This window comes from Comamonas kerstersii (assembly GCF_002056725.1).
GTDB lineage: Bacteria > Pseudomonadota > Gammaproteobacteria > Burkholderiales > Burkholderiaceae_C > Comamonas > Comamonas kerstersii.
This window is the reverse complement of sequence record NZ_CP020121.1, coordinates 1426143-1441016: the sequence shown is the minus strand read 5'-3', so window position 1 is coordinate 1441016 and position 14874 is coordinate 1426143. Positions and strand designations below refer to the sequence as shown.

Here is a 14874-nt window from a genome sequence, read left to right as displayed (position 1 = left end):
CCATCCCCAAGCCTTCAACGCGAATCTCAAGCTTTATGTGAACACGCCCTAACGGCCTGATTCTTATAGAAAAAGTAGCAGCCACCGCTTGATTGCAAAGGATTTCAGATAGTTTTCTATTTGAAACCTTTGTTTTACAAGCGCTGGCAGCTATATTTTTTTATGCAGCATCGCTACAGACGCTGTTACACAAAGACTTACAACCAGAACACTTTGCGCTTGCCCACCCGGTGCTGCACTTCTACAGTGTCTGGCGTCTTCCCTGTCTGAGCTTTCATGCCTGCTGCCCGTAACCACACGCTGGACCACATCAAGGCCATCGCCTGCCTGACCATTGTCTGCCACCACCTGGCGTTTTACGGCCCGATGACCGATGTGCTGCGCCCCGTGCTGCCCGCCCTGCTGCAATGGCTGGATGTGTATGGCCGCATGGCCGTGCAGGTGTTTCTGGTGCTGGGCGGCTATCTGGCCGCGGCTGCGCTCGCTCCGCAGGGCCAAGGCAGCGATACACCACCGCACACGCTCTGGAGCAAGCGCTTTGTGCGTCTGTGTCTGCCGTACTGCGCAGCGCTGATCGTGGCTCTCCTCGTCAATGAAAGCGTGCGCTATGCCGGTTTTGACCATGCATCGGTGTCTGCCAACCCAAGCTGGAGCAGCGTGCTGGCACACCTGCTACTGGTGCAAAGCATTGGGGGCTGGGAAGCACTGTCGGCAGGCGTCTGGTACGTGGCCATCGACTTTCAGCTCTATGCCCTGTGCGTCCTGTGGTTCTGGCTCAGCAGCCGCGCCACAGCATGGCCCTGGCTGGGCAAGGCCGGCGTGCTGGTGCTGGCCGCCCTGTCCCTGTGGCACTGGAATCTGGACAGCAGCTGGGACAACTGGGCCCTGTACTTTGTGGGGGCCTACGCCCTGGGCATGATGGCCTGGTGGGCCGCACACAGCCCGCAGCGCAACCAGCGCTGGCTGTGGGTGCTGGCCATTGCAGCGCTGGGCGCTGTGGCCTTGCAGATGGCGTGGCGCGATCGTATTGCCCTGGCTACAGTCTCCGCACTGGTACTGGCCATGGGCGGGCAAGTGCGCTGGCCCACCGCACTGCGCGATATGCAGCTTGCGCCGCTGGCCTGGATCGGACAGCGCTCGTACTCCATTTTTCTGATTCACTTTCCCGTCAGCCTGCTGGTCAACGCCTGCGTGCACCTGCTATGGCCGGACAGCGTGGCCATGAACACGCTCGGTGTGCTGCTGGCCATTGGCCTGTCCATCGCAGCAGGGGCCGTGCTCTACGCCTGGACGGAACACCCTCGGGCCAGCTGGAAGCGCCTGCACCTGTGGCAGCTGACCGCGCTCTCCGCAGGCATGGCAGCGCTGGCAGCCAGCACCTATGCAAGCTCATAAATTCCTAGCTGCTTTGGCTTGCTGAATAAGGCCTAGAGGCCAGTCTGGCTAAAATTTTTACAAGGCATCTGCGCTGATACTGGCCGCGTCACTGTCGTTTTCCAGGCTCTTGACCAGCACGGCCGCCTGCGTGCGTGAATAGCATTCGAGCTTTTTCAAAATCGCGGTGACATGCACTTTCACCGTGTTCTCTGCCAGCCCCAGCTCATGCGCAATCTGCTTGTTGAGCAGGCCGTCGGCCAGGCACAGCAGCACGCGGAACTGCTGCGGCGTGAGCTGCGCCAGCCGTGCGGCCAGCTCGGCGTCCGCTTCCGAGCGCTCTGCCGCCATGGGCGGAAACCAGCTATCCCCGGCCAGCACAGCCTCAATGGCCTGGGCGATTTCTTCGGCAGAAGCCGACTTCGGAATAAAGCCTGCCGCGCCAAACTGCTGGGCACGACGAATCACGCGCGGATGGTCATTGGACGAAATGATGACCACCGGAACTTCCGAATACTCGCCGCGCACATGCAGCAGCGTGGAAAAGCCCCGGGCACCGGGCATGGTCAGGTCCAGCAGCAGCAGCTCCACCTCCGGGTGCGCCTGCAGCATGCTGCTCACGGTGGCAGCACTGGCAGCTTCCAACGTCTGGTACTGCGCAAAACGCGCATGCAAAACGTGAAGCACCGCAGCACGGAACAAGGGGTGATCGTCAGCGACGAGCAATGAGGGCGAGGACATGGGAGCGAAGTCTGCCACGCATGCCTGCGCTGCGCTTTGCTTGCAACAAAAAGCTTGCAACAAAAATGCCCTGCAGCCAGTTGCTGAAGGGCACTTTTCTCAGTGAATGTTTTGGCAGCCCACAGCGGCTGCATGCATCTGCGAATTACTGCTTGGCGACGGCAAAGTCAGCAGCACGTACTTCTTGGATGAACTTGATCAAGGCATTTACAGCATTCAGCATGACAGTCTTTCATTTGCGAGATGCCTGCACATTGGCTGGTGAGGATGCATCTCAACGGCCTCACAGCTACGGGATAACCTCTAAGTGATAACCCGTAGATGTAAGTATAAACCACATGCCATTTTTATGTGCAGGGCGCCCGTTGCTCCCGCGCGACGGATGCCCTGCGCCATGGCTCTCATGCCAGCACTGCGCCTGCGCTTTGCATCGCACTGACGGTGTCTGACCGCCTAGCCGGAGCACCTACCGCAAGGCTTTTACCCTCCTCAACCGCAGCGATCAGCACTGTCTCTGCTGGGCGTTGTTGCATAAATCTATTTCAGGCCAAGCTCCCCCAAACCCCAGCCGTGGCATAGCCACGGCTGCCGTCTGAGGACGGCCCAGTTCTGTAAATCGATGCAAGATGGCTGCTCGAATGTGCAGCTCGCCCACTTGTCGCTCAAAGGTACGAGATATCAGCCGCTCACCCAATCGTTTGATGCAGTTCATCTTGGTTTCCACCAAGCTGCGCCGGTGATACCCGATCCAACGTTTCCAGATACTTCGCCCCAGCCTTCGACATGCAGCGATCGCCGCATTTCGATGCACAAAGGCTTTGCCTTTGCGTATTCGAGCATTCTTGCGAGGAGGAATAATGGGAATACCTCCTCGCTTGATGACTTCTTCATGGACTGCTTGCGTGTCGTAAGCGCCGTCGCCCGTTAGGCTCTCCAGCACCTCATCGTCGGGCAATTGCTGCAGCAAATCCGGTATCACTGCTGCATCACTGACGTTGTTGGATGTCACGCAGATAGCCCTGACCTGTAGCGTCTGGGCATCAATGCCAATGTGCAACTTGCGCCATTGCCGACGACGCTCAGGGCCATGCTTTTTGCATTTCCACTCGCCTTCACCCAAGAACTTGATTCCCGTTGAATCAACCAGCAAATGCAGTCCCGCTTGGCTGCGCGTGTACGGCACTTGTACATTCAAATCGAGCTGGCGCCTGCACAGCGTGCTGAAGTCAGGCACCGGCCAAGCAAGCCCACACAAATGCAGCACCGACTCGGCAAGACCCGTGGTCTGCCGCAGTGCCAAGCCAAACAGGTTCTTGAGCGTCCAACAAAATTGGATGGCTGCATCAGAGAACTTCCGACTGCGTCCGCGTTTGCCACTTGCCGTGGCAAACCAGCACATACAGCGCAGATTCAAGCGTCAGCACGATGTCCTCCTGCGAGGTTTCAGGCACATGGGCGCAGTGTGTCGTCTTTGCCCCGGCGCTTGGCTGGCATGTGCAATGTTTTGCGGGGCAGTCCCACAGATGCCGCTGCGGCAGTCAGGCCTGCGGGGAAGACAGCTTCATCAGCACCAGTCCGCTGACGATCAGCACCGCGGCCAGCACACGCATGGCACTCACCTGCTCGCCGAGCACGGCAATGCCCACGATGAAGGCGCCAACCGCGCCAATGCCTGTCCAGATCGTATAGGCCGTTCCCAGCGGCAGACTGCGCATGGCCAGAGACAGCAGGCCGAAGCTGGCGACCATGGTCACGAAGGTAATCACACTGGGAACCAGGCGGCTGAAGCCATGCGACTGCTTCATGGTGTAGGCCCACACCACTTCCAGCACCCCTGCGACCACCAGATAAAGCCATGCCATACGAGACTCCTTGCATTGCGAAGATGCGGGCCGTCCCGTGATGGAGATCACCAGCGCAGGTCGTCCTGTGCCGGGCAGTGTTGCACTGCAGATGGAGTAGCCATTGTAGGCAGCCACCACTTTGCACCCTCAGCCCTGCCACATGCCCCGCAAGCCTCTGGGTGGTTGTCACGCCACAGTGCTGACTGCAGTTCCTACAGCCTCCATCCCCTGATGGCTGACCTGCTGCATGCCCATGCTTTGCTACAACCCATGACATGGCAATCCGCCATGTTCTGCAAAGTGAGCCCCATGCCAACGACTGCATCACGTCCCCCTGCCAAGTCCGCTGCATCCAAGGCAGCCCAACCAGCAGACGCCAAGCGCGCAGCGATTGCCAAAGCCAAGGCCACCGCCCCTCATGTGGCTGCCCGCATTGGCAGCACGCCCAAAACCAAGTTTCGCGGCAACCCCGATCTGTTTGGCCGTCTGGTCGAAGACCATGACCGCCACCGCGCGTTGCTGGCCATGATTGGCGAGACCTCGGGTAAGTCGCCAGACCGCAAAAAACTTTTCAGAGAATTGACACTGGAGCTCAAAAGCCACGCCGCTGCCGAAGAGCAGGCACTGTGGTCCAGCGTGATGCGCAACCCCGCCAACACCGACGACGCACGCCACGCTGTGGCCGAGCACAAGGCGATTGACGACATGCTGGCCGATCTGGCCGCACGTGACATGGCATCACCTGGCTGGCTGCGGCGCTTTGCGGCCCTGCGCGAGGAGTATCTGCACCATATTGCAGAAGAAGAGCAGGAGCAGTTTGTGGCGGCTGAAAAGCATCTTTCAGCCGGTGACCTGCGCTACATGCAGCAGGTCTTCAACCGCCGCAAAAAAGAAGAAAAAGCCAGCACCCAGGTGAAGAAGCAAATCAAACTCAAAGATTGATAGCGTTTAGCGCTTGATAAAAGCCACTTTCAGACACAAAACATCGTGAAAGTGGCTTTTTATCAGCGCAAGCCGCTATGCATTTTTGCTTCTGCGAGCACGCACAGCTGCCGCCAGCTGCTCCAGCACAGGAATGGTCTGCTCCATGCTGATGCAGGCATCGGTCAGCGACACGCCGTATTGCAGCGCCTGGCCCTCCACGATGTCCTGGCGGCCTTCGTGCAGATGGCTTTCAATCATCACACCGCTGATGCGTGTTTCGCCTGCGGCAATCTGCTGCGCCACATCAGCTGCCACGTCCACCTGGCGGCGGTGCTGCTTGCTGCTGTTGGCGTGTGACAGGTCAATCATCACCTGGGGGCGCAGACCGTTTTTCTCCAGCATGTCGCAGGCAGACTGCACATCCGCCGCGCTGTAGTTGGGCTGCTTGCCACCGCGCAGAATCACGTGGCAGTCCTGGTTGCCACGGGTTTCAAAAATCGCGGCCTGGCCCATCTTGGTCATGCCCATGAAGGCATGGGGTGCCTGTGCGGCCAGAATCGCGTCGCAAGCCACCTTGACGCCGCCGTCCGTGCCGTTCTTGAAGCCCACAGGGCAGGACAAACCGCTGGTCAGCTGGCGGTGGCTCTGGCTTTCCGTGGTGCGAGCGCCAATCGCGCCCCAGGTGACCAGATCGCTGATGTACTGGGGCGAGAGCAGGTCCAGAAATTCCGTGCCCACGGGCAGGCCCAGCCCCACCACATCCAGCAGCAGCTTGCGCGCCAGCTCCAGCCCTTCGTTGATGGCAAAGCTGCCGTCGCGGCGCGGGTCATTGATATAGCCCTTCCAGCCCACGGTGGTGCGCGGCTTTTCGAAGTACACCCGCATGATGATCAGCAGGTCCTGCGACAGCGCATCGGCCTGCACTTTCAGCTGGCGCGCGTAGTCCATGGCCTGCTCGTGGTCGTGGATGGAGCAAGGGCCAACCACCACCACCAGCCGGTCGTCCTGCCCATGCAGCACGCGCGATACCGCATCGCGGCTGCTTTCCACCAGTGCATGTGCCTGCTCGGTCGCTGGCAGCCACTCCTGCAGGATGGCGGGGGTAATCAGGGGACGCACCGCCTTGATGCGGGTGTCGTCAATGCGGGTCATGTCCAGCGTAGAAAGCTGCGCCGGTTTGGTGTAGGTAGGCGAAATCATGGACGATATTGTCCCCCCTCTGCGGCCAACCCGGCGTCAGCCGGGCACGACAGCATTTTTCGTAGCTGCCAGCGCTTGCACCATGGGCGCTGGCAGCCCGTTGGGCTTTACACCGCTGCTGCCTCGTCGGCAGTTTCCAGCAGCAAGATATTGCCCACGGTCGCGCCATAGTTCTGGGCCACGCGCTTGCGCTGCTTGAGCACGGCCTTGTCCTTGCTCACCAGCAGGGCCTGGTGCTGGCTGGCCAGGTCCAGAAAGTGCTGGTCATCCGGATCGGTGCAGGTAAAGCGGATCTTGGGCGCTTCGGCCACGTATTCCACGGCGGCGTCAAAAGCCGCCATCACGCCTTCAGGCGTCTTGCCGTAGAACGACACACGCGGCGCAATCTGGCTGTAGTGCAGCACACGCTCCAACTCAATGCGCTGGGCCTGGTCGGCAATCCAGCGCACTTCGCCCCGGGCGACCAGTTCGCGGATGGGCGGGATGTGCGGGTCATCAAAGATCAGCATGTCCAGCACCACGTTGGTGTCCAGCACCATGGGGCGTGGCAAAGGGCCGGTGTAGCCTGCATTGCAGGCAGGCCACTTCAAGACAATTTTCATGGCTCAGGCCTCGTCAGCTGGGCGCTGTGCGCTCTCATCTTTACGGGGCTTGACGGCACCCTTGATCATGTCAAAGCGAAACAGTCGGCACTCGATGGGGCCGTTCCACATCGGTGTGCGGCGCGATTCCTTCAGGCGCATCTTGCCGGGCAGCTTCAGGTCTGGCGTGAGCATCCAGGCACTCCAGCCGCTGTAGTTTTTCTTCCAGTGGCTGGCCAGCTGGCTGAAGAACTCCACGCCGTCTTCGGTCTGTGCGGTCTCGCGGCCTGCACGCTCCACCACGTTCATGCGCTCACGTGCATTGCGGCCAGCACTACCGGCTGCGGCAATACGTTCGCCATACGGGGGGTTGAGCAGCATCATGCCGGGCTGCTCGCAAGGGGGCATGCGCTGCAGCGCATCGCCGCCGCGCAGCTGCACGGTCTCGGCCACACCGGCACGCTCGGCATTGCGCTGGGCAAAGTCCACCATGCGATGCGACACGTCCGAGCCAAAAATCGGCACCGGGCTTTCGTCCAGGATCTTGGATTCGGCTTCGTCCAGAATCGCTTCCCACACGTGGCGCTGGAAAGGCACCAGCTTTTCAAACGCAAAGCGGCGCAGGATGCCTGCGGGAATCTTGCGGGCAATCTGTGCGGCTTCGATCACCACCGTGCCAGAGCCACAGCAGGGGTCGTACAGCGGCTCAGGGTTGGGGCCATGTGGGTCCCAGCCGGTAGCGGCAAGCATGGCCGCAGCCAGCGTTTCCTTCAAAGGTGCATCGCCCTTGTCTTCACGCCAGCCGCGCTTGAACAGCGCTTCGCCCGAGGTGTCGATGTACAGCGTACAGGTGTCCGTGGTCAGGTGCATGTGCACGCGCACGTCGGGGCGGCTGGTTTCCACGCTGGGGCGCACGCCATGGCGCTTGGCGCGGAAACGGTCGGCAATCGCGTCCTTGACGCGCAGGGCAGCAAAGTTCAGGCTGGTCAGCGGGCTGTGCTGGGCCGTCACTTCAATCTTGAAGGTTTCCTTGGGCGTAAACCAGATTTCCCACGCCACTTCGCTGGCGGCACGGTACAGGTCGTTTTCGCTGCGGTATTCGGTGTACGACAGCTCCACCAGCACGCGCTGCGCCAGGCGGCTGTAGAGGTTGAGCAGCATGGCATCGCGCCACATGCCACGCACCATGACGCCGCCTCGGCCGGTGAGCACATCGTCATTGCCCACGCCGGTGATGGCACGCACTTCGTCGGCCAGATAGCCCTCAACGCCAGCGGCGCAGGGTAAAAACAGATGCAGTTGATTCATAAGATGCGTTCAAGCATACGCGCACTTGGTGGTTTCAAGCGCTACCCCGCAGAAATGTCGAGGCTGCACGCGCCTATTGCACGGCCAAACCCTGTCCGGCACAAGTGCTGCGGGCTACAGAATGTGGCACCGCTTTGGAAATAAAAATAGCTGCTTGCGCTTGTCAGTACTGCATTTCGACAACAAAAGATATCGAAAACCAATCTACACAAGCGCAAGCAGCTATATTTTTACAACTGTTGCGAGGGCCTAGAAAGCCACGCCCGCCACCAGCATCACATTCGCATAAGGCGTGCATTCGCCGGTACGAATGACGGCACGCGCCCGTGCGTTGCGCTGCTTGAAGTCTTCGTGCGATACGGCTTCCACCGGCAGATCGCGCCAGGCGGCAGGCAGCCAGGCAGGCATTTGACCATCGGTGGCAGCCAGTGTTTCGGTGGCCAGCACCATGCGCTCGACCTGCATCTCGCTCTCCAGCGCTTCCAGCACCAGGTCGATACGGGGCAGACCACGCATGACGGCCAGGTCAATGCAGGGCACACCGGGGGGCACGGGCAGACCTGCGTCGCCCACCACAATCATGTCGTTATGGCCCAGCTGCGCCACCAGGTGCGACAGGGCTGCGTTCAGGAGTTTGGTTTTTTTCATGGGGCTTTGACCTCGCTACGCTGGGGAATGGAGGGCTGTGCACCGGCACGGCCAATGCACAGGGCAGCGGCCTGGATGGCCCATTCCACGGCTTGCGCCAGCGTGCAGCCTTCACCCAGACGGGTGGTCATGGTGCCCAGGAAAGTGTCGCCCGCCGAGGTGGTATCCACCACCTGTACCTTGGGCGCAGGATGCACGCTATGGCCTGATGCATCCAGTGCCAGTGCGCCCTGGCTGCCCAAAGTGACCACCACACGACGCACACCCTGGCTCAGGAAATGCTGCGCCGCAGCCAGTGCGCTGTGCGCATCGGTCACGGCCATGCCAGACAGTTCTGCCGCTTCATGCTCGTTCGCCACCAGGGTGTCGATCATGGGCCACCATGCGCTGGGCACAGCCTTCACGGGCGAGGGGTTGAGCACCACCTTGCAGCCCACTGCATGCGCCACAGCCATCGCGCGATCCAGCACGTCCAGCGGCGTTTCAAACTGCACCACCAGAAAGTCGCTGGCTTTCAAAGTTTCTGCAAAGCTGGCGGGCAGATCGGCCAGCGCATTCGCACCGGGAATCACGGCAATGCGGTTGCTGCCATCCTGCTCCACCATCACCACGGCAGAACCTGTCGCCACGCCGTCATGCACGGCCACATGCGAGACATCGATGCCATCCAGCACCAGCGCGTTGCGCAGCTCATCACCATGGGCATCGCGGCCCACAGCGCCGACCAGTGCCACCTGTGCTCCGTGGCGGGCACAGGCCACGGCCTGGTTACCACCCTTGCCGCCGGGGATGTAGCTCAGGCTCTGGGCATGCACGGTTTCACCGCGCACGGGCATGGTGTCGCAGCGCAGCACCACGTCCATGTTCAGGCTGCCCAGCACCACGATACGGGTCTTGTTGGAAGACATGGCACCCCCTGCTTAGTGCTTGCGCGCTACGCGGCGCTGGCGGATGGTATCCACCACCACGGCGACCACGATCACCACGCCGGTGATGATGCGCTTGCTGGGCTCGCTGGCACCAATCTGGGCCAGACCGGCTTCCAGCACGGCAATGATGAGCACACCAAAGAAGGTGTTGATCACCGAGCCACGGCCACCCATCAGGCTGGTGCCGCCAATCACCACGGCTGCGATCACCTGCAGCTCCATGCCAGCGCCTGCATTGGGATCTGCCGCTTCCAGACGGGCCGACTGCATCAGACCTGCCAACGCTGCCAGAAAGCCCATGGCCGCAAACACGATGACGCGGATAGGACGAGGGTCCACACCGGCCAGACGCATGGCTTCTTCGTTCGTGCCAATGCCCACCACATAGCGGCCAAACACGGTGCGCGAGAGGATGAGCTGGCCAACAATGACCACCACGATGGCAATGAAGAACGAGGCCGACAGCCCGCCCAGCCAGGGGGTCGCCAGACCGCCCATGGCATCACCCACATACTGGGTGCGCGAATCCGTCACCAGATAGGCCCCGCCACGCACGGCTTCGAGCATGCCCAGCGAAACAATAAAGCTGGGCAGCTGCCAGGCCACGGAAATACCGCCGGTAATCGTGCCGCAGACCACGCCCACGAGCAGACCCAGCACGGCTGCGCCCCAGGGGCCCCACTCCCACTGCAGCATGGCTGCAGCGGCGGCGGCAGCGCTCAGTGCCAGCACCGAGCCTACCGACAGGTCAATGCCTGCAATGATCAGAATGAAGGTCATGCCCACGGCCATCACGGCCAGGGCAGGAATTTCATTGGCGATCGACAGCAGCGTGTCCTTGGTAAAGAAGTAGTCCGACAGCGAGCTGAACAGCGCCACCATGGCGATCAGCACCACGATCAGGCCGATGTACGTGCCCATTTCCTGGCGCCATGGACTGTGTACTTTTTCTGGATGAGAAGCAGGGGAAGACATGCGTATTGAATCGTTGTTTAGGCCGCAGTGGCTGCAGCAGTTTCTTCAGTAACGTCACCAAATGCGGCGGCCAGCAAGGCTTGCTGCGACCACTGGCCACGCTCGAAGGTCGCCACCAGGCGGCCCTGGTGCATCACGGCAATGCGGTCACACAGCTCCATGAGCTCGCGCAGATCGCTGGACACCACCATCACGGCCTTGCCCTGGTGGGTCATGGTGTTGATCTCGGCGTACAGATCAGAGCGCGCACCCACGTCCACGCCACGGGTCGGCTCGTCCAGCAGCACCACGGGGCAGTCACGGTGCAGCCAGCGCGCAAAAATCACTTTCTGCTGGTTGCCGCCACTGAGCGTGCCCACGGACTGCTCAGCGTTAAAGGAGCGCACACGCAGGCGCTGCACCATTTGCTTGGCCAGCTGTGCTTCACGGCTGCGGTTGAGCCAGCCACCTGCGGACACGGAGCGCATATGGCTCAGCGAGGTATTGACGCGAATGGACTGGGGCAGCAGCAAGCCCTGCGCCTTGCGGTCTTCCGTAATCAGGGCAATACCGGCGCGCACGGCCTGCATGGGGCTGCGCCAGTTCGGTGCCACGGCCTGTGCCTGCTGGTCAGGGTGCTGGCCGGTCAGCTCGATAGAGCCGCTGTCTGCCTTGTCTGCGCCGTACAGCAGGCGCAGCAGTTCGGTGCGACCAGCGCCCACCAGACCCGCCACACCCAGCACTTCGCCAGCGTGCAGCTCCAGGCTGACGTTCTTGACCACATCGCCACGGCACATGTTTTCTGCACGCAGCAGCACGGGGCCGGCCTTGCGGCGGGGCTTTTCATCCAGCGTTTCCACGTGGCGGCCGACCATGCGCTCCACCAGCGTGGCTTCTGACAGGCCCTGCATGGGCAGCACATCCACCAGACGGCCGTCGCGCAGCACAGCCACACGCTCGGCCACGCGCTGCAGTTCTTCCAGACGGTGTGAGACGTAGACCAGCGCCACGCCCTGCGCCTTCATCAGGTCAATCTGTGCAAACAGGTGTTCAATTTCCTTGGCCGTGAGCATGGCCGTGGGCTCATCGAGCACCAGCACGCGGTTGCCATCGCGCAGGTTGCGCGCAATTTCCACCATCTGCTGCATGCCAATGCCCAGCTCGGACACCTTGGTGCGTGGGTCGATATGGTCCAGCCCCATCTTGGCCAGCTGTTCGCGCGCCATTTCGTGCAGGCGCTTGCGATCCACCAGGCCAAAGCGGTGGGGCAGGCGGTCGAGCAGCAGGTTCTCGGCCACCGTCAATGTGTTTACCAGCCCCAGCTCCTGCAGCACCATGCGCACGCCCTGACGCTCTGCGTCCGTACGTGACACGGGTGCAAAAGGCTTGCCCATCAGCGTCATCTGGCCGCGCGATGCCTGCACCAGGCCGCACATGATCTTGGAACATGTGCTCTTGCCTGCGCCGTTCTCGCCGGTCAGCGCCAGCACCTCGCCAGCGCGCAGGTCCAGACTCACGCCATCGAGCACCGTGCTATCGCCATAGTCCTTGCCGATGCCTTCAAGCCGCATGACCACCTGACCGTGGTCTGCAGGAGTGGGGTGTGCCATGTCTGCCTCTTACTTCGTCACCAAAACCACGTCGGTTTTGACTTCAGCAGGCAGCTGGGCCTGGGGTGTCTTGTCCTGGATGGCCTTCAGGGCCACATCAATACCGAAAGCCGCCTGCTTGGCAGCAAACTGGTCTGCCGTGGCCAGCACGCGGCCGTCCTTGAGCAAAGGCTTGATGGCCTGGATGTTGTCGTAGCCCACCACCAGCACCTTGCCTGTCTTGCCCGCAGCCTTGACGGCGGCCACAGCACCCAGAGCCATGGAGTCGTTACCAGCCAGCAGTGCCTTCAGATCGGGGTTCTCACGCATCATGCCGGCGGCCACGGTGTTGCCATTGGCAATTTCCCAGTTGCCGGACTGCACGCCCACGATGTTCATCTTGGCAGCGTCCATGGCGTCCTTGAAGCCTGCGGTGCGCTGCTGTGCATTGGTGGTGGTAGACACGCCTTCGATGATGCCGACCTTGTCGCCGGCCTGCAGTTGCTGGGCCAGATAGTCGCCCACCAGCTTGGCGCCGTAGCGGTTGTCAGGCCCCACAAAAGGAATGTTCAGGTTCTTTTCCTTCAGGGCTTCGGGGTCCAGACGGTTGTCGATGTTCACCACGATCACGCCCTTGTCCACGGCGTTCTTGAGCACGGGCACCAGCGCCTTGGAGTCAGCAGGTGCGATCACGATGGCATCGGCCTTCTGCGCCACCATCTGTTCGACCATCTTGATCTGGGCTGCGGTGTCGGTCTCGTTCTTGATGCCGTTGCTCAGCAGCACGTAGTTGCCGTGCTCCTTGTTGTGTGCCTTGGCACCGTCTTCCATGGTGCGGAAGAACTCATTGGCCAGCGACTTCATGACCAGCGCCACCTTGGGCTTGTCCTGCGCATGCACGGCGGGTGCAAAAGCACCAAAAGCGGCCAGTGCGGCTGCACCGATAGCCAAGAGGGTATGACGACGTTGTTGCATATTGGTTCTCCGAGCGCAGGGCACTCAACTGGGTTACGAGCAAAAAACAAAACGCTGCCCGCAGGCAGCGCATAAGTAATAACCGTAATATCCGCGCGATTCTAGCGAGCGCTCACCAGCTTAGCCAATCGCCCCGAGCAAACCAATACAGCGTTAACGGGTTGCTCCGTTCGCTTACAACGCTTTTCTCAAATTTGCTGGCGCAATTTTCAGCGCCTCCCGGTATTTCGCCACCGTGCGGCGGGCACATTCGATGCCCTGCTCCTTGAGCATCTCGGCAATCTGGCTGTCCGACAGCGGTTTTTTGGGGTTCTCTGCACTCACAAACTGGCGGATCAGCGCACGCACTGCCGTACTCGACGCATTGCCGCCCGTCTCTGTACCCAGGCCGGAACCGAAGAAGAACTTCAGCTCATAGGTGCCGTGGGGCGTGGCCATGTACTTGGCCGTCGTCACACGGCTGATGGTGGATTCGTGCAGCCCCAGCTCGTCCGCAATATCGCGCAGCACCAGCGGACGCATGGCCAGCTCACCGTGGATAAAGAAGTTTTTCTGCCGCTCCACAATGGCTTTGGACACACGCAAGATGGTGTCAAAGCGCTGCTGCACGTTCTTGATGAACCAGCGCGCCTCCTGCAGGCGCTGCTGCAGCATGGCGTGGCCCTCGCTGCCCTTGTGGCTGCGCAGCGCACCGGCATAGACCTCGTGCACACGCAGACGCGGCATCACATCGTGGTTGAGCTGCACGCTGAACTGCATCAGGCCATCGCCCCCCTTGCGGTTCGTTTTCTGCACGATCACATCGGGCACGATCACATGCCGCTCCACATCCACAAAGCGCCGCCCGGGCTTGGGCTCCAGCCGTGCAATCAGCGCCAGCGCTGCGCGCACGCGGCTTTCAGGCAGACCACAGGCCTGCATGAGCTTGCGCACATCACGGCGCGCCAGCATGTCCAGCGGCTGGGCACACAGCTGCAAGGCGGCTTCCAGCAGCGCAGGGTCGTCACCGCCTTGCTCCTGCAGATAGCGCAGCTGCAGGCGCAGGCATTCGGCCAGATCACGCGCCCCCACACCCACGGGTTCCAGCGACTGCAGCAGACGCAGCGCCACCGTGAAGTGGTGCATCAGCTCCTCAAGCTGTTCTTCATCTTCACTGCCTGCCAGGCCAATAGCCAGCTCTTGCAGCGAGTCTTCCAGATAGCCGTCGTCGTTGAGGTTTTCAATCAGAAAGCGCAGGGCGCAGCGCTGCACTTCCGACAGGCGCAGCGACAGTGCCTGCTGGTGCAGATGGTCCGTCAGAGATTCGTGGCAGCGGGCCAGTTCCAGTGCAGAAGGGGCATCCTCGTCCTCATTGCGCTTGCCGCGTGCCGGTGCTTCACCACCCCACTCTGCGTCATCCAACGCCCCCATGTCTACACTGCCATCGCCCTCCCAGTCCTGGGGCAGATCGGCAGCTTCTGCCACGGGAATTTCTGAATCTTTTTGCCCTTCAGCGCCCGTGGATACGGCGCTGTCAGCTACAGAAAAATAAGTTTCGTCGCTGGCATGCACATCCGCCTCTGGCGCGGAATTTGCATGCTCCACGCCAAAGGCCTCGCGTTCGACCTCTTCGGCAGACCATTCAAGAAATGGGTTTTCGTCGAGCATCTGCTCGACTTCCTGAGAAAGCTCCAGGGTCGACAGCTGCAGCAGTCGAATAGATTGTTGAAGTTGCGGCGTCAACGCCAGATGTTGTGAGACCCGCAGTGACAAACTTGGCTTCAACGCTGTACCCCTCTTTGCTCTCTCGACCTTTGTTGTTATTGAT

General features: G+C 61.1%; 14 protein-coding genes and 1 pseudogene. 3 read left to right on the top strand and 12 right to left on the bottom strand.

The window, feature by feature from the left end; genetic code table 11:
* Positions 1-276: 276 nt before the first annotated feature.
* Positions 277-1395 carry an acyltransferase family protein gene (locus B5M06_RS06710; RefSeq protein WP_054064983.1) on the top strand — a complete coding sequence of 373 codons (1119 nt, stop codon included), beginning with the start codon at positions 277-279 and terminating at the stop codon, positions 1393-1395.
* Between the two features lie 57 nt (positions 1396-1452).
* Here B5M06_RS06710 and B5M06_RS06705 read toward each other — a convergent pair whose 3' ends face one another.
* A complete protein-coding gene (locus B5M06_RS06705) occupies positions 1453-2115 on the bottom strand; it encodes a response regulator (protein ID WP_054065012.1) in 663 nt (220 codons plus the stop codon).
* 20 nt (positions 2116-2135) lie between these two features.
* Between B5M06_RS06705 and B5M06_RS16975 the strand changes: the two genes are divergently transcribed.
* Complete coding sequence (locus tag B5M06_RS16975) at positions 2136-2426, top strand: hypothetical protein (protein ID WP_130932693.1); 291 nt, start codon at positions 2136-2138, stop codon at positions 2424-2426.
* Positions 2427-2692: 266 nt separating this feature from the next.
* Here the strand turns inward: B5M06_RS16975 and B5M06_RS06700 are convergent.
* A pseudogene (locus B5M06_RS06700) lies at positions 2693-3514 on the bottom strand (IS5 family transposase); the annotation flags it as partial.
* Between the two features lie 139 nt (positions 3515-3653).
* Positions 3654-3977, bottom strand: coding sequence for a quaternary ammonium compound efflux SMR transporter SugE (gene sugE, locus B5M06_RS06695; RefSeq protein ID WP_054065364.1), 324 nt, complete (start codon positions 3975-3977; stop codon positions 3654-3656).
* 291 nt (positions 3978-4268) lie between these two features.
* Here sugE and B5M06_RS06690 point away from each other — a divergent pair, with 291 nt between their 5' ends.
* On the top strand, positions 4269-4901 hold the full coding sequence (locus B5M06_RS06690; protein WP_080025339.1) for a hemerythrin domain-containing protein: 633 nt from the start codon (positions 4269-4271) through the stop codon (positions 4899-4901).
* Positions 4902-4976: 75 nt separating this feature from the next.
* Here B5M06_RS06690 and B5M06_RS06685 read toward each other — a convergent pair whose 3' ends face one another.
* The 9 genes from B5M06_RS06685 to B5M06_RS06645 form a co-directional block, all read right to left on the bottom strand.
* Complete coding sequence (locus B5M06_RS06685) at positions 4977-6083, bottom strand: 3-deoxy-7-phosphoheptulonate synthase (protein ID WP_054065361.1); 1107 nt, start codon at positions 6081-6083, stop codon at positions 4977-4979.
* A 107-nt stretch (positions 6084-6190) separates the two neighbouring features.
* Complete coding sequence (locus B5M06_RS06680; RefSeq protein WP_054065360.1) at positions 6191-6685, bottom strand: putative toxin-antitoxin system toxin component, PIN family; 495 nt, start codon at positions 6683-6685, stop codon at positions 6191-6193.
* Positions 6686-6688: 3 nt separating this feature from the next.
* Positions 6689-7972: a THUMP domain-containing class I SAM-dependent RNA methyltransferase gene (locus tag B5M06_RS06675; RefSeq protein WP_054065359.1), complete on the bottom strand. Its 1284-nt coding sequence runs from the start codon at positions 7970-7972 to the stop codon at positions 6689-6691.
* A gap of 249 nt (positions 7973-8221) precedes the next feature.
* Positions 8222-8620, bottom strand: a complete 399-nt coding sequence (gene rbsD, locus B5M06_RS06670; RefSeq protein WP_054065358.1) for a D-ribose pyranase — start codon at positions 8618-8620, stop codon at positions 8222-8224.
* Positions 8617-9528 carry a ribokinase gene (rbsK, locus tag B5M06_RS06665; protein WP_054065357.1) on the bottom strand — a complete coding sequence of 304 codons (912 nt, stop codon included), beginning with the start codon at positions 9526-9528 and terminating at the stop codon, positions 8617-8619. Before rbsK ends, rbsD begins: the two co-directional genes overlap by 4 nt.
* A 12-nt stretch (positions 9529-9540) precedes the next feature.
* Entirely contained in the window at positions 9541-10524 is a 984-nt protein-coding gene (locus tag B5M06_RS06660; protein ID WP_054065356.1) for an ABC transporter permease, read from the bottom strand.
* A gap of 17 nt (positions 10525-10541) precedes the next feature.
* Positions 10542-12113 (bottom strand): sugar ABC transporter ATP-binding protein, encoded by a 1572-nt coding sequence (locus B5M06_RS06655; RefSeq protein ID WP_054065355.1) that lies wholly within the window; start codon positions 12111-12113, stop codon positions 10542-10544.
* A 9-nt stretch (positions 12114-12122) separates the two neighbouring features.
* A complete protein-coding gene (locus tag B5M06_RS06650; protein WP_054065354.1) occupies positions 12123-13067 on the bottom strand; it encodes a sugar ABC transporter substrate-binding protein in 945 nt (314 codons plus the stop codon).
* 174 nt (positions 13068-13241) lie between these two features.
* Positions 13242-14831 carry an RNA polymerase factor sigma-54 gene (locus B5M06_RS06645; protein WP_054065353.1) on the bottom strand — a complete coding sequence of 530 codons (1590 nt, stop codon included), beginning with the start codon at positions 14829-14831 and terminating at the stop codon, positions 13242-13244.
* Between the last annotated feature and the right edge of the window lie 43 nt (positions 14832-14874).

Excerpts from the sequence above, each read along its gene's own strand:
- B5M06_RS06710 (WP_054064983.1), top strand. The coding sequence starts at position 277 with ATGCCTGCTGCCCGTAACCACACGCTGGACCACATCAAGGCCATCGCC.
- B5M06_RS06705 (WP_054065012.1), bottom strand. The coding sequence starts at position 2,115 with ATGTCCTCGCCCTCATTGCTCGTCGCTGACGATCACCCCTTGTTCCGT.
- B5M06_RS16975 (WP_130932693.1), top strand. The coding sequence starts at position 2,136 with ATGCCTGCGCTGCGCTTTGCTTGCAACAAAAAGCTTGCAACAAAAATG.
- sugE (WP_054065364.1), bottom strand. The coding sequence starts at position 3,977 with ATGGCATGGCTTTATCTGGTGGTCGCAGGGGTGCTGGAAGTGGTGTGG.
- B5M06_RS06690 (WP_080025339.1), top strand. The coding sequence starts at position 4,269 with ATGCCAACGACTGCATCACGTCCCCCTGCCAAGTCCGCTGCATCCAAG.
- B5M06_RS06685 (WP_054065361.1), bottom strand. The coding sequence starts at position 6,083 with ATGATTTCGCCTACCTACACCAAACCGGCGCAGCTTTCTACGCTGGAC.
- B5M06_RS06680 (WP_054065360.1), bottom strand. The coding sequence starts at position 6,685 with ATGAAAATTGTCTTGAAGTGGCCTGCCTGCAATGCAGGCTACACCGGC.
- B5M06_RS06675 (WP_054065359.1), bottom strand. The coding sequence starts at position 7,972 with ATGAATCAACTGCATCTGTTTTTACCCTGCGCCGCTGGCGTTGAGGGC.
- rbsD (WP_054065358.1), bottom strand. The coding sequence starts at position 8,620 with ATGAAAAAAACCAAACTCCTGAACGCAGCCCTGTCGCACCTGGTGGCG.
- rbsK (WP_054065357.1), bottom strand. The coding sequence starts at position 9,528 with ATGTCTTCCAACAAGACCCGTATCGTGGTGCTGGGCAGCCTGAACATG.
- B5M06_RS06660 (WP_054065356.1), bottom strand. The coding sequence starts at position 10,524 with ATGTCTTCCCCTGCTTCTCATCCAGAAAAAGTACACAGTCCATGGCGC.
- B5M06_RS06655 (WP_054065355.1), bottom strand. The coding sequence starts at position 12,113 with ATGGCACACCCCACTCCTGCAGACCACGGTCAGGTGGTCATGCGGCTT.
- B5M06_RS06650 (WP_054065354.1), bottom strand. The coding sequence starts at position 13,067 with ATGCAACAACGTCGTCATACCCTCTTGGCTATCGGTGCAGCCGCACTG.